The 22,304-nt window shown below is 68.5% G+C and carries 12 protein-coding genes; 6 read left to right on the forward strand and 6 right to left on the reverse strand.

Features of this window, described 5'->3' with window-relative positions; translation table 11 throughout:
• The first annotated feature begins 164 nt into the window (after nt 1-164).
• On the forward strand, nt 165-1,394 hold the full coding sequence (locus HMPREF2716_RS00225; protein WP_031801145.1) for an exonuclease SbcCD subunit D C-terminal domain-containing protein: 1,230 nt from the start codon (nt 165-167) through the stop codon (nt 1,392-1,394).
• 8 nt (nt 1,395-1,402) lie between these two features.
• Nucleotides 1,403-5,038, forward strand: coding sequence for an AAA family ATPase (locus tag HMPREF2716_RS00230; RefSeq protein ID WP_031801144.1), 3,636 nt, complete (start codon nt 1,403-1,405; stop codon nt 5,036-5,038).
• A gap of 21 nt (nt 5,039-5,059) precedes the next feature.
• On the opposite strand, the gene recD is transcribed toward HMPREF2716_RS00230, so the two are convergent.
• From recD to HMPREF2716_RS00255, 5 genes are all read right to left on the reverse strand, one after another.
• Complete coding sequence (gene recD, locus HMPREF2716_RS00235; RefSeq protein ID WP_003116544.1) at nt 5,060-7,225, reverse strand: exodeoxyribonuclease V subunit alpha; 2,166 nt, start codon at nt 7,223-7,225, stop codon at nt 5,060-5,062.
• Nucleotides 7,222-10,959: an exodeoxyribonuclease V subunit beta gene (gene recB / locus HMPREF2716_RS00240; RefSeq protein ID WP_070621772.1), complete on the reverse strand. Its 3,738-nt coding sequence runs from the start codon at nt 10,957-10,959 to the stop codon at nt 7,222-7,224. Before recB ends, recD begins: the two co-directional genes overlap by 4 nt.
• Complete coding sequence (recC, locus tag HMPREF2716_RS00245) at nt 10,956-14,471, reverse strand: exodeoxyribonuclease V subunit gamma (RefSeq protein WP_033862846.1); 3,516 nt, start codon at nt 14,469-14,471, stop codon at nt 10,956-10,958. The genes recB and recC overlap by 4 nt, the downstream gene beginning before the upstream one ends.
• Before the next feature lie 40 nt (nt 14,472-14,511).
• Complete coding sequence (locus HMPREF2716_RS00250) at nt 14,512-15,195, reverse strand: lipoate--protein ligase family protein (RefSeq protein ID WP_003110110.1); 684 nt, start codon at nt 15,193-15,195, stop codon at nt 14,512-14,514.
• Between the two features lie 112 nt (nt 15,196-15,307).
• A complete protein-coding gene (locus HMPREF2716_RS00255; protein WP_003093799.1) occupies nt 15,308-16,198 on the reverse strand; it encodes a DMT family transporter in 891 nt (296 codons plus the stop codon).
• Nucleotides 16,199-16,298: 100 nt separating this feature from the next.
• Here HMPREF2716_RS00255 and HMPREF2716_RS00260 point away from each other — a divergent pair, with 100 nt between their 5' ends.
• Nucleotides 16,299-17,102 carry an AraC family transcriptional regulator gene (locus tag HMPREF2716_RS00260; RefSeq protein WP_003103975.1) on the forward strand — a complete coding sequence of 268 codons (804 nt, stop codon included), beginning with the start codon at nt 16,299-16,301 and terminating at the stop codon, nt 17,100-17,102.
• A 54-nt stretch (nt 17,103-17,156) separates the two neighbouring features.
• Nucleotides 17,157-18,362, forward strand: a complete 1,206-nt coding sequence (gene chrA, locus HMPREF2716_RS00265) for a chromate efflux transporter (protein ID WP_010793828.1) — start codon at nt 17,157-17,159, stop codon at nt 18,360-18,362.
• On the opposite strand, the gene HMPREF2716_RS00270 is transcribed toward chrA, so the two are convergent.
• Nucleotides 18,359-19,975 (reverse strand): methyl-accepting chemotaxis protein, encoded by a 1,617-nt coding sequence (locus HMPREF2716_RS00270; protein WP_016264301.1) that lies wholly within the window; start codon nt 19,973-19,975, stop codon nt 18,359-18,361. The two genes, chrA and HMPREF2716_RS00270, sit on opposite strands and share 4 nt — an antisense overlap.
• A gap of 433 nt (nt 19,976-20,408) precedes the next feature.
• On the opposite strand from HMPREF2716_RS00270, the gene HMPREF2716_RS29650 reads away from it, so the two are divergent.
• Entirely contained in the window at nt 20,409-20,660 is a 252-nt protein-coding gene (locus tag HMPREF2716_RS29650; RefSeq protein WP_003117142.1) for a hypothetical protein, read from the forward strand.
• Between the two features lie 143 nt (nt 20,661-20,803).
• The gene (locus HMPREF2716_RS00280) at nt 20,804-22,273 is read left to right on the forward strand and encodes an inorganic phosphate transporter (protein ID WP_003093821.1); all 1,470 of its coding nucleotides are present in this window, start codon (nt 20,804-20,806) and stop codon (nt 22,271-22,273) included.
• Nucleotides 22,274-22,304 lie beyond the last annotated feature (31 nt).

Genomic DNA, 22,304 nt, shown 5'->3' on the forward strand with positions numbered 1-22,304 from the left:
TAGAAACTGGCGTCAACACTTATTTGAAACTTTTTAACCCAAAGGTCAGGAAGCCCAGAGGACGCCCCATTCCTCCTTTATAGGCTGGCTTGCCCCGCCCTCTCCTTCTGTTGCCTCATATAAGGAATGCGAGCCACGGCTCCGCCGCTTTCGACGAGTGTTCCATGCGCCTCATACATACCTCCGACTGGCACCTGGGCCAGACCCTGCACGGCCAGGACCGCGATCATGAGCATGCGCGCTTCCTCGACTGGCTGCTGCGCCAGCTGGAAGAGCAGCGCGCCGATGTCCTGCTGATCGCGGGCGATATCTTCGACACGATCAATCCACCGCTCAAAGCCCAGGAGCGCCTCTACGACTTCATCGTCAGCGCCCATCGACGGCTGCCGCGGCTGGAGATCGTGATGATCGCAGGCAACCACGACTCCGGCGCGCGCATCGAACTGCCCGCTCCGCTGATGAAACGACTGAACGCCCATGCCATCGGCCGAATCGGCTGGATAGACGAAAGCCTCGATAGCGATCGCCTGCTGCTGCCCCTGCACGACGCGGATGGCCAGGTCGCCGCCTGGTGCCTGGCCCTGCCCTTCCTGCGTCCCGCCGAAGTCACCGGAGGCGGGCTCGGCGACGATTACCTGGCCGGTATCCGCCAGGTGCACGAACGCCTGGTTGCCGCCGCGCACGCCCGTCGCACGCCGGGACAGGCACTGGTCGCCGTCAGCCACGCACACATGGCCGGCGGCTCGGTTTCCGAAGACTCCGAGCGAAACCTGATCATCGGCAACGTCGAAGCGCTGCCCGCCAGCCTGTTTCCGGAGCAGCTCGCCTACGTAGCCCTCGGTCATCTGCACAAGCCACAGAAAGTCGCCGGACAGGAGCGCATTCGCTATAGCGGGTCGCCGCTGCCGCTGTCCTTCGCCGAAGTGAACTATCGCCACCAGATCCTCCTCGTCACCCTGGAAGGTGAGCGCCTGAAGGATGTACAGAGTCTCCCGGTGCCACGCGCGGTGGAACTGTTGCGCATCGGCCCCGCGCCTCTTGGCGAGGTGCTCGATCGAATCGGCGAACTGGCCGAGGCCGACCTGCTGAACGAACAGCGGCCCTGGCTGGAGGTCCGCGTCATGCTGGATCAGCCGCAACCGGACCTGCGCCAGCAGGTCGAGAGCGCCCTGCTGGGCAAGGCTTGCCGTCTGGTGCGCATCGCCAGCGAGTACCAGCGCCGCGACGAAGAGCAGGCGCCGCTGCTCGGGCTCGACCAACTCAACCCCCAGGAACTGTTCAGCCGCGCCTGGGAAAGCGCCTATGGCTCCGGCCCGGATGCGCAGGCGCTGGATGACTTCGCCAGCCTGCTGCAAAGCGTCGAACTGGCCACCGAAGAGCCCCCGGGGAAATAAGCCGTTCCATGAAGATTCTCGCCATCCGCCTGAAGAACCTCGCCTCCCTCGCTGGCGAGCAGGAAATCGACTTCACCCGCGAACCGCTGTCCAGCGCCGGCCTGTTCGCCATCACCGGTCCGACCGGCGCCGGCAAGAGCACCGTGCTGGACGCCCTGTGCCTGGCCCTGTTCGGCAGCACGCCGCGGCTGGAAAGCACTTCGGCCAGCAGCAAGGTTCCCGATGGCCGGAACGAGCTGTCCAGCAACGACGAACGCAACCTGCTGCGCCGCGGTTGCGCCAGCGGCTACGCCGAAGTGGATTTCGTCGGCATCGACGGCCACCGCTATCGCGCCCGCTGGGAAACCCGGCGCTCCCGGGACAAGGCGGACGGCGCCTTGCAAAAGAGCCAGCAGAGCCTCCAGGACCTGGAGACCCAGCAAATGCTGGCAGCGAACAAGAAAAGCGAGTTCCGCGAACAGCTGGAGCAGAAGCTCGGCCTCAATTTCGCCCAGTTCACTCGCGCCGTGCTGCTGGCCCAGAGCGAATTCAGCGCCTTCCTCAAGGCCAGCGACAACGACCGCGGCGCATTGCTGGAGAAACTCACCGACACCGGCCTGTACAGCCAATTGAGCAAAGCCGCCTATCAGCGCGCCAGCCAGGCCGACGAGCAGCGCAAGCAACTCGAGCAACGCCTGGAAGGCAGCCTGCCCCTGGCCGAGCAGGCCCGGGCCGGGCTCGAGGCGGCGCTGGAATCCCACGCCCAGGCGCGTCTCCAGGAGCAACAGGCACTGCGACGTCTGGAAGGCCAGCAACAATGGTTCACCGAGGAGCAGCGGCTGCTGCAATCCTGCGAGCACGCACAAGGCCAACTGGCCGAGGCCAGGCAGGCCTGGGACGCCCTGGCGACGGAGCGGGAAACCCTGCAATGGCTGGAGCGCCTGGCTCCGGTTCGCGGACTGATCGAACGCCTGAAGCAACTCGAGCAGGAACTCCGGCACTCCGAGCAGCAGCAGCGGCAGCGCACCGAGCAGCAAGCCGCGGGCGCCGAGCGCTTGCAAGGATTGCAGGCCCGCTTGCAGGAGGCGCGCGAGCGCCAGGCCCAGGCCGACAACCATCTGCGTCAGGCCCAGGCGCCGTTGCGCGAGGCTTTCCAGCTGGAGAGCGAGGCCAGGCGCCTGGAGCGAACGCTGGCCGAGCGACAGGAACTCCATCGGCAATCGAACCAGCGCCACGCCCAGCAAAGCGACGCCGCTCGGCAACTGGATATGGAGCAGCAGCGCCATGTCGCGGAACAGGCGCAACTGCAGGCGGCATTGCGCGACAGCCAGGCTCTCGCCGCGCTCGGCGACGCCTGGGCGACCCACCAGGGCCAGCTCGCCGCCTTCGTGCAACGTCGCCAGCGCGCGCTCGAAAGCCAGGCGCAGCTCCCCGAGCTGGAAAAATCCCTGGCCCACGCCGGGGAACCGCTCGAACGCTTGCAGGCGCAATGGACCGCCCTCCATGGCAGCGAGCCGGACGACCTGGCGGCACGCCTGGACGAATTGCGCCGGCAGACCGATAGCCTGGAACGACAACAAGCGCTCCACAAGGAATGGCAACAGGTCCTCGACCAACGCGCCGGTCTGGCTCGACGCCTGGGCGAACTCGACCAGCGTATGGTCGAGCAGGAGCAGGCATTGCTCGACCTGAAACGACAAGGCAGCCAATGCGCCGAGGAGGTGAAGGCGGCGGAGCAGGCCCTGCAGGTCACCCGCGAGTTGCTCCAGCGCCAACGTCTGGCCCGCAGCGCCAGCGTCGAGCAACTGCGCGCCGGCCTGGTGGACGGCGAGGCCTGCCCGGTCTGCGGCAGCCAGGAGCATCCCTATCACCATTCCGAGCAACTGCTCGCCGCCCTCGGTGAACACGACGACCAGGAGCAGGTCCGCGCCGAGCAGTCCCTCGAGCGGCTGCGACAGACCCTGGTCGGTCTGCGCGAGGGCTATTCCAGCCAGCGGGAAAGACTCAACCAGAGTCGCCAGGAGCAGCAGGAACTGACTGGCCAACTGGCCGCGCTCGATCGGCAACTGGACCAATGGACGCTGCCGGAAGAACTGCGACTCCTGCAGCCGTCCGCGCAGTTGGAGTGGCTGGCACAACGCCTGGACGACCTGGCAGGGCAGCGCCAGCAGTGCCAACGAGACTTCGACCGGCTGATCGCCCGCCAGCGCCAGACCCAGCAATTGCAGCAGGAACTGCGGGCCGCCGAGACGATCCTGCGACAGCGCCAGCAGGCGCTGACGGAACAACGGCAGCGCTACGAACATTTGCAGCAGCAGGTCGAGGAGGACAGCCAGCAATTGCGTCCATTGCTCTCCGACGAGCACTGGCAGCGCTGGCAGACAGATCCGCTGCGGACTTTCCAGGCCCTCGGCGAGTCCATCGAGCAACGCCGGCAGCAACAGGCGCGGCTTCAGCAAATCGAACAGCGTCTGCAGGAGCTCAAGCAGCGCTGCGATGAAACGAGCTGGCAACTGAAGCAAAGCGACGAGCAACGCAACGAAGCCCGTCAGGCAGAGGAAAGGGCCCAGGCGGAACTCGCCGAACTGAACGGACGCCTCGGCGCTCACCTGGGCCAGCACGCCTGCGCCCAGGACTGGCAGCTATCGCTGGAGCACGCCGCGCAAGCGGCGCAGAGCGCCGTCGAGACGCTCCAGGCGCCCCTGGATTCGCTGCGCGAGGAACAACTGCGACTCGCCGAAGCCCTGGAACACCTGCAGCAGCAACGGCAGCGCCAACAGGATGAGTTCCAGCGCCTTCAGGCCGACTGGCAGGCCTGGCGCGAACGCCAGGACAACCTCGACGACAGCCGCCTCGACGCCCTGCTCGGCCTTTCCGAGGAACAGGCGACGCAATGGCGGGAGCAATTGCAGCGACTGCAAGAGGAGATCACCCGCCAGCAGACACTGGAAGCAGAGCGCCAGGCGCAACTGCTCCAGCATCGCCGGCAGCGGCCGGAAACCGACCGCGAGGCGCTGGAAGACAACCTGCGGCAACAGCGCGAACGCCTGGCCGCCAGCGAACAGGCCTACCTGGATACCTACAGCCAGTTGCAGGCCGACAACCAGCGCCGCGAGCAGAGCCAGGCGCTGCTTGCCGAACTGGAGCGAGCCCGCGCCGAGTTCCGCAGATGGGGCCGCCTGAACGAACTGATCGGTTCGTCCAGCGGCGACAAGTTCCGCCGCATCGCCCAGGGCTACAACCTCGACCTGCTGGTGCAGCACAGCAACGTGCAGTTGCGCCAGTTGGCGCGGCGCTACCGCCTGCAGCGCGGCGGCAGCGAACTGGGCCTGCTGGTGGTGGACACCGAGATGGGCGACGAACTGCGCTCGGTGTATTCGCTCTCCGGCGGCGAGACCTTCCTGATTTCCCTGGCCCTGGCGCTCGGCCTGGCCTCTATGGCATCGAGCAAGCTGCGCATCGAGTCGCTGTTCATCGACGAAGGCTTCGGCAGCCTCGACCCGGAATCCCTGCAACTGGCGATGGATGCCCTGGACAACCTGCAGGCCCAGGGGCGCAAGGTGGCGGTGATTTCCCACGTCCAGGAAATGCACGAACGGATCCCGGTCCAGGTGCGGGTCCAGCGCGAGGGCAACGGCATGAGCAGCCTGAAGGTGGTCGGCTGAGCCGACCGCCCAGGCGGCACGTCAGAACGGCAGCTCGGTCTGTTCACCCGGAGCATGCGGCGGCTGCTCTTCCCCTTCCGGCCGCAGATGCAGCATCAGCCCGCTGAGCCGGCGCACCTTGCGCCGCACTGCTTCCTCGAACACCCCGGGCAGGCTTTCCACCAGGCTGAACCAGTCGCGGGCGCGGGTGATACCGGTGTACACCAGCTCCTTGGTCAGCACCGGGTTCAGCGCGTCCGGCAGGACCAGCGCGGTATGGGCGAACTCCGAACCCTGCGACTTGTGCACGGTCATGGCGAACACGGTGTCCACCTCGACCAGGCGGCTCGGCAGGACGAAGCGCACGCCGCCGCTACCGTCGTTGCGCGGGAAGGCCACGCGCAGCGCGAAGCGCAGGCTGCCGTCGTCGTTGCGCTCGGGCAGGCGCAGGGCGATGCCGATATCGCCGTTCATCAGCCCCAGGCTGTAGTCGTTGCGCGTCACCAGTACCGGCCGCCCCTCGTACCAGCCGTGATCGGCCTCGATCAGGCCAAGGCGCAGCAGTTCTGCCGCTACCCGCTGGTTCAGTCCTTCCACGCCCCATGGGCCGCGGCGCAGCGCGCAGAGCAGGCGGAAGGCGTCGAAAGCCGTCAGTACCGACTGCGCCCAGCGCTCCCAGGCGCCATCCTCCAGCGCCAGTCCGGCGGCCGGGCGGCCCTCGGCCAGGCGTTGCAGGTAGTGCCGGTAGCCGTACGGCGTGCCCGGCGCCTGCGGATGACCGTCGACGAACAGCCGGGCGAAGGCTGCATCGCGCTCCCCGCGCAGGCGCAGGTCGAAGAGGTCGGCGGGCGGACTGTCCAGCAGCGCGCGCGCGTCGCCGGCCTGTTGCCGGTTGACCAACCGCGCCAGGCGCCCGATCCCGCTGCTCGCGCCGAAGCGCCGGGAATGCCGCAGCATGACGGTCTGTTGCGCCAGCGGATGCGCCTGCGCCGAACCTTCGCGCAAGCCCTGCCAGGTTTCGCCGCTGACCCGCTGCAACCAGGCGCGGGTCTCGGCGCTGTACCAGCCCTCCTCGGCATCCCGGCAGAGATCGCCGAGCACCGCGCCGGCCTCTACCGAGGCCAACTGGTCCTTGTCGCCGAGCAGGATCAGGCGCGCCTGCGGCGGTAGCGCATCGAGCAGGCTGGCCATCATTTCCAGGTCGATCATCGAGGCCTCGTCCACCACCAGCACGTCCAGCGCCAAAGGGTTGTCCCGGTGGTGGCGGAAGTGCCGGGTATCCGGACGGCTGCCAAGCAGACGGTGCAGGGTAGTGACCTCGGCGGGGATCGCCTGCAACACGTCTTCCGCCAGCGGCAGGGCCCGGACCTGCTGGCCGATGGATTCGGAGAGACGCGCCGCAGCCTTGCCGGTGGGCGCCGCGAGGCGGATGCGCAGCGGCTGGCCGGCGGCTACCGCCGGTGCCTGGAGCAGACCGAGCAGGCGCACCACGGTGGTGGTCTTGCCGGTACCGGGACCGCCGGTGATCAGGCTGAAATAGCCGCGGGCCGCCAGGGCGCAGGCCAGCTTCTGCCAGTCGGTGACGCGCTGGCCGTCTTCCGTAGGCGCCTGCGCGAACAGCGCGGCCAGGCGCGGCGCCAGGTCTGCGGCCAGGGGCGCCTGCCGACCCAGGCGCTCGCGCAGGGCCAGGGCGATCTCCAACTCGTGCCGCCAATAACGACGCAGGTAGAGACGCTGGGCGCAAAGCACCAGCGGCGAGGTCGCCGTCTCGCTCGGCTCGGGATCGCCTGGGCGCTCGTCGACCACCTCCACCAGCGGTGACGCCGCCAGGGCCTCGCGCCAGGCGTCGAGGCGCACGCCGTGCAGCAGTTGCGACGGCAACAGCACATCGCGGCCTTCGTCGCCTTCCGGCGGCAGCGACAGTGCCGCGTCGGGCGCGCCGAGGGTCGCCTCCAGGTCCAGGCAGACGTGACCGTGGCCCAGTTGGTGGCTGGTCAGCGCCGCCGCCAGCAGCACCCGGGGATCGGCCTGCGGCTGCAACTCGACGAGGAAGGCGACGAACGCCCGGTCCAGCGCCCGTAGCCAGCCGCGCGCCACCCACAGGTCGAGCTGGCGCAGCAGGTCGTGGCGTGCCGCCAGCGGTTGCGCTACCTGGTCGTCGCGGCCATCGCGGACTTCGCCGGCCAGTTGCTTGAGGGTCGGATTCATCGCTCGGCTCCCGGCTGGCCGCTGAACAGCGCGTCCAGGCGTTCGATAAGTTCCCGCGGCGGGCGCTCGAAGTGCAGGCCCTGGGTCGCCGCGCGGGCGCCGCGGAGGAACAGGTACACGGCGCCGCCCATGTGGCGGTCGTAGTCGTAGTCGGGCAGGCGCGCCTTCAACTGCCGGTGCAGGGCCAGCAGGTACAACACGTACTGCAGGTCATAACGGTTCTCCAGCACCGCGGCGGTCATCGCTTCCGGGCTGTAGGCGCCATCGTCGGCGCCCAGCCAGTTGGACTTGTAGTCGGCCACGTAGAAACGCCCCTGGTGCTCGAAGACCAGGTCGACGAAGCCCTTGAACATGCCGTTCAGCAGGGTCGGCGCCAGCGCCGGACGCGCCGCGCCGCCGAGGGTATGGCGCCGGACCAGGGCGTCGATCGCCTCGGCCTGGACCTGGTGGGTGGCGAACCAGAACTCCATTTCCACCTGGTAGGCGACCAGCCCGGCCAGGCTGGTTTCGCCACCGGGCCAGCGCAGCGGTTCGGCGAGATACTGCTCCAGCCACAGGTCGAGCGGTTCGGCCCAGTCCTTCCAGCCACGCAGATCGCAGCGTCGCGCGACCAGTTCGCGGCGCCGCTGGGCATCGGCGCGCGCCACATCGAAGCCTTCGCGGCCGGCCCATTCGAGCAGCCCGTGGAGGAAGGTGCCGGAAGCCGGTCCGCGCGGGAAGCGATGCAGGTCGTCGCGCATCTCGCTGGCGTGCGCGACCGGCGGCTGTTCGGCGGAACGGCCTTCTTCGTGGAAGGTGGCTTCCTCGGCGCTGATCGGCTCCTGCGATTCGTCGCTCTCCAACACCTCGTCATCGTCCAGCCCGGCGGAGGCCTGCAATTGCAGGCCGGAATAGCTGGCGACCCACCACTTCTCGCGGCTGCTGCGGCGGGTTTCGCGGGCCTGCCCAAGGCCCTGGCCGCGCCCTGCGACATAGCGTTCGGCGTCCGCCTCGGGGGCCGGCTCGACGACAATCTCCCGGCACTCGCCGCGCAACGCGGCGAGGCATTGTCCGAGGCCATCGCTGCCGATGGTCGCGCCGCCGGCAAGCAGGTAGCCCAGGGCCCCCTTGTGCAACTCCGGCGACTTGCTGTTGCTCGCCACCAGCGGCGCGATGCCCAGCCACACCGAATGGCGGGCGCGGGTCAGGGCCACGTAGAGCAGGCGCATGTCTTCGCCGAGGCGCTCGTCGTTGGCCTGCTCGTAGGCCCGCGCAGCCTGCTCCTTGCGCCGCGCCAGCTCGATGACCCGCCCTGCAGCGCCATCCTCGTGGAAACTCGCCGGCGCGCCGCTGTTGCCGTCCAGCTCCCTCCAGCTGCAGATGAAGGGCAGCAGCACCAAGGGGTATTCCAGCCCCTTGGACTTGTGGATGGTCACCACCTTGATCAGGTCGGCGTCGCTTTCCAGGCGGAGGATCTCTTCGCTCCCCGGACTCTGCACCTGCTCGGCCAGATGGCGGATCAGCGCGTGCTCACCGTCCAGTTCCACCGCCGCGCGCTGCAGCCACTCGGCCAGGTGCAGCAGGTTGGTCAGGCTGCGCTCGCCATCGGCATGCCGCAGCAGGCGCGCCGGCAGTTCGAAGTCGGCGAGCAGGCGCCGCAGCATCGGCAATACGCCCTGGGCCTGCCAGGACCGGCGATAGTCGCGGAAGCGCAGGACCATCCGTTCCCAGAACAGTTCGTCCTGGTTCAATCGTTCCAGGGTCGCCCAGTCCAGGTGCAGGCTGCGGGTAGCCAGGGCGACCCGCAGCAGCGTATCGGCACCGGGATCGGCGCAGGCGCGCAGCCAGTGCAGCAGGTCGATGGCCTCCTGGCTGTCGAACACCGAGTCGCGGTCGGACAGGTAGACGCTGGCCAGACGCCGCGCCGCCAACGCGCTACGGATCGCCTCGGCCTCGGCGCGACCGCGGACGAGGATGGCGATATCCGCCGGGCGCAACGCCCGCCAGCCGCCCTGCTCGTCGGCGAAGCCGGCGCGGCCCAGGTCGGCCAGGCTCGCCCAGCGGCGGATGGCGCTGGCGCTGCGCTCGGCCATTTCCTGGCGATACGCCGCGGAGCCGAGCACGCCGGCTTCGACATCAAGGTTCCAGAACGTCATCGCTGGCGCCTCGGCACCGTCGATCAACAAACGTTCGGCGCGCCCCTGGGCGTCCACCGCATGGAACGGCACCGGGTTTTCCAGCCCCTCGCGGGCGAAACGGAAGGCGCCGCGCGGGTGCTCTTCGGCGAAGGCGAAGCAGCGGTTGGCGGCCGCCACCATGGCGGCGGTCGAGCGGAAGTTCTTGCCAAGGGTGTAATGCCGCCCGCGAGTGGCCTCGCGGGCGCGCAGGTAGGTATGGATGTCGGCACCGCGGAAGGCGTAGATCGCCTGCTTGGGGTCGCCGATCATGAACAGGCCGGTTTCCCGCGCCTGGGGCTCGTCGGGATCGGCGGCGATCCGGTAGATACGCTCGAAGATCCGGTACTGCATCGGGTCGGTATCCTGGAACTCGTCGATCAGCGCCACGGGGAACTGCTCGCGGATCAATTGCGCCAGGCGCTCGCCGCCAGGGCCCTGCAGGGCGCGGTCGAGGCGGCTGAGCAGGTCGTCGAAGCCGATCTCGGCACGCCGCTGCTTCTCGACCTCCAGTTCGCGCCCGACTTCACCCAGCGCGTGCAACAACAGGTGGGGAGCGAGATCGGGACGCTCTTCCTGATGCGCGGCCCAGGCGTCGATGGCCCTTAGCGCGGCATGCTCGGGCGCCACGCGCTTGGCGGTGAGCTTGATCCGGGTCTGGCCGAACTTGCCGAGGTTGGCCGGCTGCTCGCCGCCCTCGCTCCAGTCCGCCAACGCTTGCAGCCAGGCGTCGAAGGTCTCGTCGCTGTCCTTGCCGCGATAGCTGTTGCCGTTCAGGTAGGGACGCAGGTCGCGCAGCAGCGCTTCCAGTTCGACGCGCGCTGCGCGCCAGGCGGCGCGGGCCTGCGCGTCCAGTTGGTCGAGCTGGCGATACCAGTCGCCGCCCTGCTCCAGCAAGGCTGCCAGTGACTCGGGCGCACTCAGCGCCTGGTCGGCGTAGCGGAAGTCGGTGTCCTGCCGCGCAAGCAGCGGCTGCAAGGCCTTGCCCAGCGCCTCCGGCCCGCTGTAGCAACTGGCCACGGCTTGCGCCGCCGGAGCCGTCAGGCCGTAGAAGTTACGCCGCCAGTAGTCCCGCACCACTTCGGCGAGCAATTCGCTCTGGTCGGTTTCCAGGTTCTGGGTGAACAGGCTGCCGCTGTCGAAGGCGTGCTCGCGCAGCATCCGGTAGCACCAACTGTGGATGGTCGATACCGCGGCCTCGTCCATCCACTCCGCGGCCAGGCGCAGCAGGCGCGCGCAGCCCGGCCAGCGCTCGGCGGGATACTGCTGGCGCAACGCGACCAGCAGGCCGTCGTGGCGCTCCTGCGGCTCGGCGAAACAACGCGCCGCTTCGCCCAGGCGGCTGCGGATACGCTCGCGGAGTTCCTGGGTCGCCGCATCGGTGAAGGTCACCACGAGGATTTCCGGCGGGCTCAGCGGCCGGCCGAAAGCGCTCTCGCCGCCATGGTCGAGGACCAGGCGTACGTATAGCAGGGCGATGGTGAACGTCTTGCCGGTACCGGCGCTGGCCTCGATCAGGCGGCTGCCGTGCAACGGGAAGTCCAGCGGATCGAGGGCCACGGGCATCTGCTGCTGGCTCATGCCTGCTCCTCCGCGCCACGTCCCAGGGCAGCCAGCAGCGGCGCGTAGAGCTGCTCGGCCCAGTGCGCGAACTCACCGCTGGCGAGCAGCCGGTCGAAGTCCGGATAGACCCGAGCCAGCGCCGGCGAGGCGTCCACCTCGCCCCCCATGCCGAACCCTCCCTCGTAGCGCTTGCGCGCCTCGCGCATGGCTTTCTCGGGCTCTGCGGCGCCACCACTGGCGAGCCAGGCGAAAGCGGTCCGGCAGGCCACCGGCAACGGCTGGCGCATGCCCTGGCGCCAGGCGTCGATCAACTGGTCGAGGTACTCGCCAGCGCGCTCGCTCGGTAGCGGCGGAATCTCCAGGGTGCCGGTCTGGCTCACCAGCACGCTGCTCACCGGCTGGCCGAGACGTTGCAGGGCGAGGTGCTGCAACCAGTGGCGCACCAGGCTGTGCCACTTGAAGCCACGCCCTTCATGGAGCTTGCCGCTGAGCAACTGCAGGCGCGCCAGGCGCCCGGAAGCGTCGCGACGCAAGCCGCCGAGCCAGTCCTCCAGCTCCAGCCCGGACGGATGGCGATGGCGCAACTCCTGCTGCTGCTCGACCGCCTCCGGCCAGCGCTCGATTTCCTGGCGGTAGCGCCAGAGCAGGTCGGGCAGCGGTTGCAGCAAATGGCGCGCGGAGAACTCGCCGAACGCCGCCAGCGGCAGGCGACCCTGTCGCCGCAGTCGCTCGACCTGGGCCTGCAACTGCGCCGGCAGGCCCTCGGCATCCCAGTCCCGCTCGACCCAGCGCTTCATGCGTTCGGTCAGCTCGAATTGCAGCTTCCAGTTGTCCAGCGCGTCCAGTTCGAAAGGCTCTTCGTCGTTGCCGGTCAATTGCTCGTCGTCGAAACGCACCTTGAGCCGCTGCTGGAAGAACGCATTCACCGGGTTGGCGAGGAACTCCGCCAGCGCTCGCAGCCCCAGTGCGCCCTCCAGCTCCAGCGGCGGCAGGGGCGCTTCGGCGTCGGTAACGGCGATGTCGTCCTCGCTATGGACCTCGCGCCACTCGCGGGCGTAGGTGAACAGGCCATCGACGCCCTGCTCCGGCGCATCGTGAAAATACCGACGGCTGAACGGCTGCAGCGGATGCTCCTGGGTCAGGGCACGCAGCAGCGCCTCGCCGTCGCCGTCCGGGTCCAGGCGCCAGCCGGCCGCCAGGTGATCGCGCAACTGGCCGATCAGCACCGAGGGCGGCCGCTCGCCATTGTCGCGGATACTCCGCCCCACCCAGCTCACGTAGAGCTGCTCGCGCGCCGAGAGCAGCGCCTCGAGCAGCAGGTAGCGGTCGTCCTCGCGCCGCGAGCGGTCGCCGGGGCGGTAGTCGTTGCGCATCAGGTCGAAATCCAGCGGCGACTGCTGGCGGGGGTAGTCGCCATCGTTCATGCCAAGCAGGCAGACCAGCCGGAACGGGATCGCGCGCATCGGCATCAGCGTGCAGAAACTCACCGCGCCAGCCAGGAAGCGCTGGTTCAAGCCGCCCTGGTCCAGGCCGCCGAGCCAGGCCTCGCGTATCACGCTGATCGGCAGCGGCTCGGCGAAGGCCGCACAGGCGCAGTGTTCCTGCCAGCGCTCGAGCAATTGCAGAAGCTGGGTGAGAAGCAGTTCGTCGCGCTCGTCGTGGGCTTCGAAGAACACCGTGAGCAGGGCCTGCAGGCGCTCGCCCCACTGCGCCGGGGTGGCCGGTTCGGCCAGCTCCGCGTAGGCCACCTCGAGGCGCTCCAGCAGCACAGCCAGCGGGCCTGCCAGGGCGGCGTCCAGGCCACCGACCTCATCGTAGGGCTGGATGCCTTGCAGGGCCGCACCTTCGCCGACCGCGTAGCCGAGCAGCATGCGCCGCAGACCGAAGCGCCAACTGTTGCCCTCCAGTCCCGCTGGCAGGCCGAGACGCTCGCGCTGCGCGGCATCCAGCCCCCAACGCACGCCGGCGCCTTCGATCCAGCGGTGCAGGGTCGCCAGGTCGGCCTCGTCGACGCCGAAACGCCGGCGCAATGCCGGGACGTCCAGCAGGTCGAGGATCTCGCTCACGGCGAAACGGCTGTCGGGCAGTTTCAGCAGGTGCTCCAGGGCGATCAGCAGCGGCTCGCGACCGCGCTGTCCCTGGTCGGCCAGGGTATAGGGAATGAAGCGCTGGTCGTCGCGCGGCACCTGGCCGAACACCGCCTCGATGTGCGGCGCGTAGGCGTTGATGTCGGGGACCATGACGATCACGTCGCGCGGCTTCAGGCTCGGATCGGCGTTGAAGCGGGCGAGCAACTGGTCGTGGAGGATCTCCACTTCGCGCTGCGCGCTGTGGGCCACATGGAAGCGGATCGAGGCGTCGCTCCGCGGCGCCACCGGCGGCCAGTGCTCGCGGGTTTCCGCCAACGGGCGCAGTTCGAGGATATCGTCCTGCAACTGGCCGAGCAGCCCGTGCGGGGCCTCCTCGCTGAACAGGTCGATGCGCCCGCCGTTGACCTCGCCGAACAGGTTCCGATAGCTGTCCGGGTCGTCGTAGCTGTCGAGCAGGTTGATGTAGTCGCGGCCCTGCTTGCCCCAGGCCGCCAGCAACGGCTGGGCATGCTGGTGCTGGCGGTCCTCGTCGAGGTCGGCGGGGACGCCGGCGCGGCGCTGCTGGCGGCGGTACTCGTGGCGCAACAGGTCCTTGTCGGCGACGATGTCGGCCCAGTGGTGGCGACAGGGGTTGTGCACGCAGAGCAGCACCTGGCTGAACCTGGCCAGGGCGGCCAGCGCCTCGAGGGTCTGCGCCGGCATCGAGGAAATCCCGAACACCACCACTCGTCGCGGCAACGCGCGCGGCGCCGCGCTGGCGGAGCGCAGCGCCTCGATGAAGCGCCGGTGCACGCCGGAGCGGCTGCGGGCCAGGCTATCGGCACCGACGTCGGCGAGCAGCGCGCGCCACAATTCGGCCTGCCAGCGCTCGTCGGCACCGAGCGGGCGCGCCTGCCCGTTCGCCGTGCGCAACTGGTCGCGGCCCTGGCTCCAGTCGTCGAGCCAGTCGCCGCGATAGACCTGGTACTGGTCGAACAGGTCGGCCAGGCGCTCGGCCAGTTGATGACGCTTGCGCAGGTCGGCATCGTCGGCGAGGAAACGTTGCAGGGTGCGGAACTCGGGACGCTCCAGCAATCCGGGAAGCAGACGCATCAGGCGCCAGGTCAGCGGCGCCTTGTCCAGTTCGGAAACCTCGGGAATGCTTTCGCGGCCCAGCACCGCGCGATAGGCCTGCCAGAGGAACTGCGCCGGCAACTGCACCTCCAGCGCCGCGGCGATGCCGCCACCGCCGCCGCCGTCCTCGCGGGGATCTTCGGCCAATGCCAGCTTCAACCATTGGGCGATGCCGTTGCTGTGCACCAGGACCCGCTCGCTTTCCAGCGGCGCCAGCGGATAGCGGCGCATCCAGGAAACGGCGAGGTCGCGCAGGTCGTCCAGGCGATTGCCGTGGACGATCATGAATCCGGGCGTGAGGGCGGTGGTTCCCAAGGGTTCTGGCATCGGTACGGCTATTCCTGGCGCAAGGCTCTGGCGAAAGAGGTCAGGATCGGGCGGCGACGAAGCGTCGTTCCAGTTCGAGGCTGTCGGCCATGCGGAAATCGCTCCAGCGCTCGCTCAGGCCGAGATGGCTGTCCGCCTGGCAATCCGGGGCACTGGCGCAACGGCGGGTGAAGGTGTTGACCACCTCGACCATCTCCTCGCGCTCGGCGCCGACCAGCAGCGCCGCGTGCGCCAGCACCACCGGCCGGCCGGCGCCGTTGCGCCGCCAGCGTTGCGCGGTCCCGGCGAGCTTGCGCCCATCCAGGGTGACATTGTAGCGGCCGTCGCAGAAGGAACCGGCCACGGCGCCCACGCCGGCGTCCAGGCCGCGCTCGCGGAGCCAGTCGCAGATCGGCTGGCACAGCCGCAGGTAGGCGGTTTCGATACGGGTCTGCTCGTTGTCGCCGGGCCCCAGCGCATAGGACAGGGCGATGTTCAGCACGCCCGGCGATTGCGGCACCGGCTCGCCGCCGGTATCGCGCAGCAGCACCGGCCAGCCGCGTTCGGCGACCGCTGCGCTGGCCGGCGCGAATCCTTCCAGGCGCTCCATCCGGCGCGGCATGACCAGCGCCCGATCGCACGGCTGCCAGAGCAACAGGCCATGCTCGCGGGCACCGCCACACACCTCGTCGAGCAGGGCGCGCTCGGCGTCCAGCCCATCCTGCACGGAAAACACTTCGACCACGATTCTTCCTCTTCCAGGCTGGCACGGCTCGGCTCCCACGCGGGGAGCGCTGCCTATGATAGCCAGTGGCGGCGCCTCCGTGCGCCGTAATCGCGAGGAAGTTGCCGGGAAATCAGCAGGTTGCCGAGCGCAGACGGGCCGGGCGGCGCTGCCAGAACTCGGCCAGCAGGACCCCGGCCAGGGTCAGCGCGCCGCCGACCAGGTGATGGACGGTCAGGCGCTCGCCGAGCACCAGGGTGGCGATGCAGGCGGTGATGATCGGCAGCAGGTTGAAGAACAGCGCCATCCGGCTCGGCCCGAGACGGGCGACACCGTGCATCCAGGCCAGCGCGGCGACGATCGAGGCGAACAGCGCGGCGTACAGCACCAGCGGCAGGTTGGCGGCGTTCAGGCCGGTGCGCGGCGACAGCAGGTACAGCGGCAGCAGGGCGAGGATCGCCACCAGCACCTGCAGGTAGAGCAGTTGCATGGCCGGCAGCTTCAGGCTCCATTTTTTCAGCAGCACGCTGTACACCGCATAGGCCAGGGTGGCGACGATCATCATCGCGTCGCCGAGATTCACTCCATGCTCCAGCAAAGCGCCGAGATGGCCCTGGGAGATCACCAGCACCACGCCGGCCAGCGACACCAGCGCGCCGAGCAGCGCCCCGGCGTTCAGCCGGTGGGCCAGGATGCTGCTGGCCAGGCCCAGCGACATCAGGGGCATCAGCGACAGGATGATGCCCATGTTGGTGGCGCTGGTCAGCGCTGCCGCGTAGTAGGCCAGGCTCTGGTAGACGGCCATGCCGAGCAGGCCGAGGACCACGAACTTGCCGAGGTTGGCGAGGATGTAGCGGCGGTTGCGCAGCACCGGGCCGAGCATGAAGGGCGTCAGCGCCAGGCCGACCAGCAGCCAGCGGAAGAAACCGATCTCGGCGGGCTGGATGATCCCCACGGCGAGCTTGTTGACGACGGTGTTGCCGGCCCAGATGAACACGGCCAGCAGGGGAAACAGGTATTGCATGGGAGGTTCCGCACTATGAAAAAGGAATACGCGGCCATTCTGAGCCAGTCCGAATACAGACGTATAATGAATTCCAGACAAACCACCCGTAGGTTCGGACATGTCGACCACCACCTTGCTGCGCCTTCCCGATCTCCAGGGGCAGTCTTTCGACGTCTATTTCCGCTATGACGAGTTCGGCGCCGACACCCATTCGCCGCCGCACACCCACGCCTGGGGCCAGCTCAACTATGCAGCCCATGGCGTGATGCAGCTGGAGATCGACGGCCAGCGCTTCCTCTCACCTCCGCAATACGCGGTATGGATACCACCGGAGCGGGTGCACAGCTGCTACAACAGCCAGGCCATCGTCTACCGCTCGCTGTACCTCTCCGCCGAACTGTCACGACGCCTGCCGGCGACACCTTGCACCCTGGCGATCAGCGCGATCCTCAAGGCGATCCTCTCGGACTTCGCCGAGCGCGGGGTCAACCTGCCGACCTCGGCGCAGGACCTGCGCCTGGCCCGGGTCGTCATGGACCAGCTGGAATGCGCCCAGCCCCACGACGACTACCTGCCCTACGGCCGTACCCCGGCGCTGCGCGAGGTGCTCGACGCACTGCAGGCCGAGCCGGGCGACAACCGCTCGCTGGCGCAATGGGCGCAGCAGGTGCACAGCACCGAGCGAACCCTGGCCCGGCACTGCCAGCGCGAACTGGGCATGACCTTCGGCGAATGGCGCCAACGCCTGCGCTTCCTCGCGGCCATCGAGGCGCTGGAAGCCGGCAGGGGGATCCAGCAGATCGCCTTCGACCTCGGCTACAGCAGCCCCTCGGCGTTCATCTCGATGTTCCGCCGGCTGGCCGGCACCACACCGGAACAATACCGCCTGGCCAGCCGCGCCCAGGACATGCCGATGCTGTAACCCGCCGTGCATGCGTTGCGGCTATGCTCGCAGCAGCCACCATCCGGAGTTCGCATGCCAACCGCCAGCCGCCATCCCGACACCGCCCTCGCGGTGTTCCTCGCCTTCCTCAAGCTGGGCTGCAGCGCCTTCGGCGGGCCCATCGCCCACCTCGGCTATTTCCGCGACGAGTTCGTCCGCCGCCGCGGCTGGCTGAGCGAAAGCAGCTACGCCGACCTGGTCGCCCTCTGCCAGTTCCTTCCCGGCCCCGCCAGCAGCCAGGTCGGCATGGCCCTCGGCCTGGCCCGCGCCGGCTATCCCGGCGCCCTCGCCGCCTGGCTCGGTTTCACCCTGCCCTCGGCGTTGCTGCTGGTGCTCTTCGCTCTCGGCCTGGGACGCTGGGGCGCGCTGTTGCCCGAGGGCGTGCTGCATGGCCTGAAGATCGCCGCGGTGGCGGTGGTGGCCCAGGCGGTCTGGGGCATGGGTCGCAGCCTGTGCCCGGATCGCCCGCGCCTGACGCTGATGGCGCTGTCCTGCGCGAGCGTGCTGGCCTGGCCCACTGCCTGGACCCAGGTCGCGGTGATCGCCGGTGCCGGCCTGGCCGGCCGCGCCCTGTTGAAAACGGAAGCAGTGGAAGGCCACGAGCGGCTGCCGATCGCCATCGGCTACCGCGGCGCGCTGCTGTTCCTCACCTTGTTCGCCGTGCTGCTGGTCTGCCTGCCGCTGGCCGCGCGCCTCTGGCCGGAACAGTGGCTGCGCCTGCTCGATGCGTTCTACCGGGCTGGCTCGCTGGTATTCGGTGGTGGCCATGTGGTGCTGCCGCTGCTGCAGGCGGAAGTGGTACCCAAGGGCTGGGTCGACGGCGATACCTTCCTCGCCGGCTACGCGGCCGCCCAGGCGGTACCGGGCCCGCTCTTCACCTTCGCCGCGTTCCTCGGCGCAGCCTCGGGCCCGGCGCCGAACGGCTGGAGCGGCGCGCTGCTGTGCCTGCTGGCGATCTTCCTGCCGTCGTTCCTGCTGGTCGCCGGTGCCTTGCCATTCTGGGAACGCCTGCGCCACGAACGCCGGGTACGGGCAACGCTGGCCGGGGTCAACGCGGCGGTGGTCGGCCTGCTGCTGGCGGCGCTGTACCAGCCGCTCTGGACCGAAGGCATCCTGCGCCCGGCCGACTTCGCCCTGCTGCTCTTCGCCCTGCTGGCCCTGCTCGCCTGGAAGACGCCGCCCTGGCAAGTGGTGCTCGCCTGCGCCGTGGCCGGCGGCCTGATCGCCACAGCCGGCTAGCCGTTCAAGGCCAGGCTCAGCCCCTGCGCCGTCGGCGCGGCCGCCTTGCCCGGCTCCGCGCCCTCCGGCCGGTAGCCGAGGCGCAGGCCGCCCCAGTGCTTGCCGTGGATGAAGATCGGCACCGAAAGATCGTGCATCAGCTCGCCGGTGTCACGGGTATAGGTCTGTAGCAACAGCGGCTGCTGGTGGCTGCCGCAGCGAATCCCGGTGCGGTCGTTGAACAGGCGCTTGCTGCGGCTGCGCAACGCGTCCGTCTGCGGGTCGCCGCTGGGCGGATGGGCGAAGGCGCGATTGTGGGTGGGCACGTAGCCTTCGGGGGTACAGGCGATGGCGAATACCAGGTTGCGGTTGCGCTCCAGCAACTGCTCCTGGATGCCCGGCAGGACCTGGTCGGTGTAGCTGTCGAAGCGGGTCCGGTACTTGGTCGGCTGGGTATTGGGCAACGGCTGGTAGCTGCGGTCGAACAGGTCATCGAGGTCGATGCGCCCGCTGCGCACGTCCTCCTCGAAGCGAGCGGCGATAGCCGCCGCGCCCTCCCGGGCGAGGTCGTAGACCGACTGGTGGTAGGCGTCCAGGCTGACCTCGGCGAGGCGCTCGCTGATCACCTCGGCCTGGTTCTCCAACTGGCTGGCAGCTTCGCCGAGGCGCAGGGTCTGTTCCTCGCTGGCGCTGAGGTCGCCGCGCACCTGCTCGACCGCGGCGAACAGGCTGGCGAGTTGGCTGCGGTTGATCTCGGCGCCCTGGGCGATCTCGGTAATCTGGCTTTCCACCCCGGCCGCCAGTTCGGCAATGCCTTCCAGTTGCCGACCGGTCAGCTCGACCTGGCCGACCCCTTCCCCCAACTCTTCGGAAAGCTGGCGGATCTGCTCGACCACCTCGCTGGTCTGGCGCTGGATCTCGGCGACCATCTGGCCGACTTCCTCGGTGGCCTCGGCGGTACGTCCGGCCAGGCCGCGCACCTCTTCGGCAACCACCGCGAAGCCGCGCCCATGCTCGCCGGCGCGGGCCGCCTCGATGGCCGCGTTGAGGGCCAGCAGGTTGGTCTGGCTGGCGATGCCCTGGATCACCAGGGTGACCCGCTGGATGTCCTCGCTGCGCTGGTTCAGCGCCTCGATCGCCTCGCGGCTGGCGCCCATCCGCTCGCTGAGCCGATGCATGCGCTCGATGGTCGAGGCCAGCAGCACCTGGCCTTCGTCGCTGCCGGCGCGCGCCCGGGTGGCGGCGTCCATGGCCTGGCGCGCCAGATTGGAGGTGGCGCGCTCGGTGTGGATCATCACTTCGGCGCTGCCGACGATCTGTTCGGCGGCGTCGAGCTGGGATTGCAGCTTCTCCGCCAGGCGCTTCACCGAGAACGCCACGCCGGCGGCCGACAAGGCGTTCTGGCTGGTGTTATGGGACAGGTCGCGAGCCAGCCGGGCGATGTCGGGCTCGCCGACGGTCGCCACCGCCGTGCGGTTGCCGGGAAGCAGCCAGGGCAACCAGAGCAGCGCCACGCCGAGCGGCAGGGCCAGGTACAGCGGCAGCCAGCCATGCCGGGCGCCGACCAGCAGGAGAACCAGGGCCAGGCTCTGCAACAGGCAGACGAAGAGGATGCGGGAACGAGCGGGCTGCATGAGTAAATCTCCGGCCTCCGGGGCGTTGCGTCATGACCCTGGGGTCGGACGGGCGACGGCGGGGCTTCTTTATTTGACTTGTAGTCCGGTTTGTAGCCCGCCCCCGGAAGCGCCGCCATCGTTCCTTAGTGGTATGGCCAATGGCTGGCATTCGACTAGCGCAGGCCGCGACGAAAGGCGGAGAACACCCCGGACGCGTCGGCCAGGCCTTGATCCATGGGGGCTTCGCCGCATTTCCAGGGGACGCTCGAAGAACTTCCGTCCTGCCGTCCGTCGGCCGACACCGTATGACAAGCCCGGAGCCCACGTTATAATTCCGCGCCCATTTACAGCCGGTAGCGGTCGACTAGACTCCCAACCGGCGCTGGCCGGACCCCGCTTCCGCCCAGCCTGGTCGCTATCGGGCCCGCTCTTTTTGGACTCAGGACCACCCGTGACGAAAGACGAATTGCGTGCCGCGCTGGCGCGCGAGGAACAGCGTTACAAGGACGTGTACGGCGGCGAAGTGACGCTTTATGCCGCCCAGCCGGAACCCGACCGCAAGCCCTGGCGCAAACGCCCAACCGTTCAGGAGCAGGCGTTCGACAGAGAACTGCAGAAGATCGAAGAAGAGCGTCTCAAGGCCGGGCAGGAAGCAGCGAACCCCATTCCATTTACCTCCAACCGACAGGAGAGCGACGGATAACGAAGCGTTTCAATCTGTTTCGTTTTTCCCGCAAAGCCCGATGCGACGGGGCGTTGCCCGCGACAATGGCAACCTTCCGGAGTTCCAGACGGATAAAAACGCATCTGGCATAATCGCCGCCCCGTCTCTGACCGGTTTCTCACATGTTCGATCTTTTCAGCGGGCTCGATGCCTGGGTGGGTATCAGCCTGGTGCTGGCCCTGGCCTTCGTCCTCACCTTCGAGTTCATCAACGGCTTCCACGACACTGCCAACGCGGTGGCCACCGTCATCTACACCAAAGCGATGTCCCCCTACCGGGCGGTGATGCTCTCCGGTGTGTTCAACTTCCTCGGCGTGCTGCTCGGCGGTGTCGGCGTAGCCTACGCCATCGTTCACCTGCTGCCGGTGGAGCTGCTGATCAACGTGAACACCGGCCATGGCCTGGCGATGGTCTTCTCCCTGCTCGCCGCCGCCATCGCCTGGAACCTCGGCACCTGGTACTTCGGCATCCCGGCCTCCAGCTCGCACACCCTGATCGGCTCGATCCTCGGCGTCGGCCTGGCCAATGCGCTGATCACCGACGTGCCGCTGGCCGAAGGGATCAACTGGCAGAAGGCGATCGACATCGGCCTGTCGCTGATCTTCTCGCCGCTGGCCGGCTTCATGGTCGCCGCGTTGGTCCTGCTCGGACTGAAATGGTGGCGTCCGCTGTCGAAGATGCACAAGACCCCGGAAACCCGTCGCGAACTCGACGAGAAGAAGCACCCGCCGTTCTGGAACCGCCTGGTGCTGGTGCTTTCCGCCATGGCGGTAAGCTTCGTCCATGGCTCCAACGACGGCCAGAAGGGTATCGGCCTGATCATGCTGGTACTGATCGGCATCGTCCCGGCCAAGTTCGTCCTCGACCTGAACAGCACCACCTACCAGATCGAGCGCACCCGCGACGCCGCCCTGCACCTCAGTCAGTTCTACCAGCGCCACACCGATACCCTCGGCGACATGCTGGCCCTGGGCAAGAGCAATGGCAGCGAGATGCCGCAGTTCTACCGCTGCGATCCGAAACAGACCGAGCCGACCATCAACGCGCTGCTCCGCGACCTGCGCGGCGTGCCCAGCTACAACGACCTGGACGCCGACGAGCGCGTGCAGGTGCGTCGCTACCTGCTGTGCCTGGACGACACCGCGAAGAAGGTCGGCAAGCTGTCCGACCTGCCGGCGCGGGAGAAGGCCGACCTCGAGAAGCTACGCAAGGACCTGACCGCGACCACCGAATACGCGCCGTTCTGGGTCATCATCGCGGTGGCCCTGGCTCTCGGCATCGGCACCATGGTCGGCTGGAAGCGCGTAGTGCTCACCGTCGGCGAGAAGATCGGCAAGCAGGGCATGACCTACGCCCAGGGCATGAGCGCGCAGATCACCGCCGCCGCCGCCATCGGCATGGCCAACATCTACAGCCTGCCGGTGTCCACCACCCATGTACTGTCCTCCGGCGTGGCCGGGACCATGGTGGCGAACAAAAGCGGCCTGCACGGCGGCACCGTGCGCAACATCCTGATGGCCTGGGTGCTCACCCTGCCGACTTCGATGGCGCTGTCCGCCGGCCTGTTCTGGCTGGCCTCGCAATTCATCTGAGCCGCCTCGCCGGTTGAAAAAAACGCCTGCT

This window comes from Pseudomonas sp. HMSC076A11, assembly GCF_001810205.1.
Lineage (GTDB): Bacteria > Pseudomonadota > Gammaproteobacteria > Pseudomonadales > Pseudomonadaceae > Pseudomonas > Pseudomonas aeruginosa.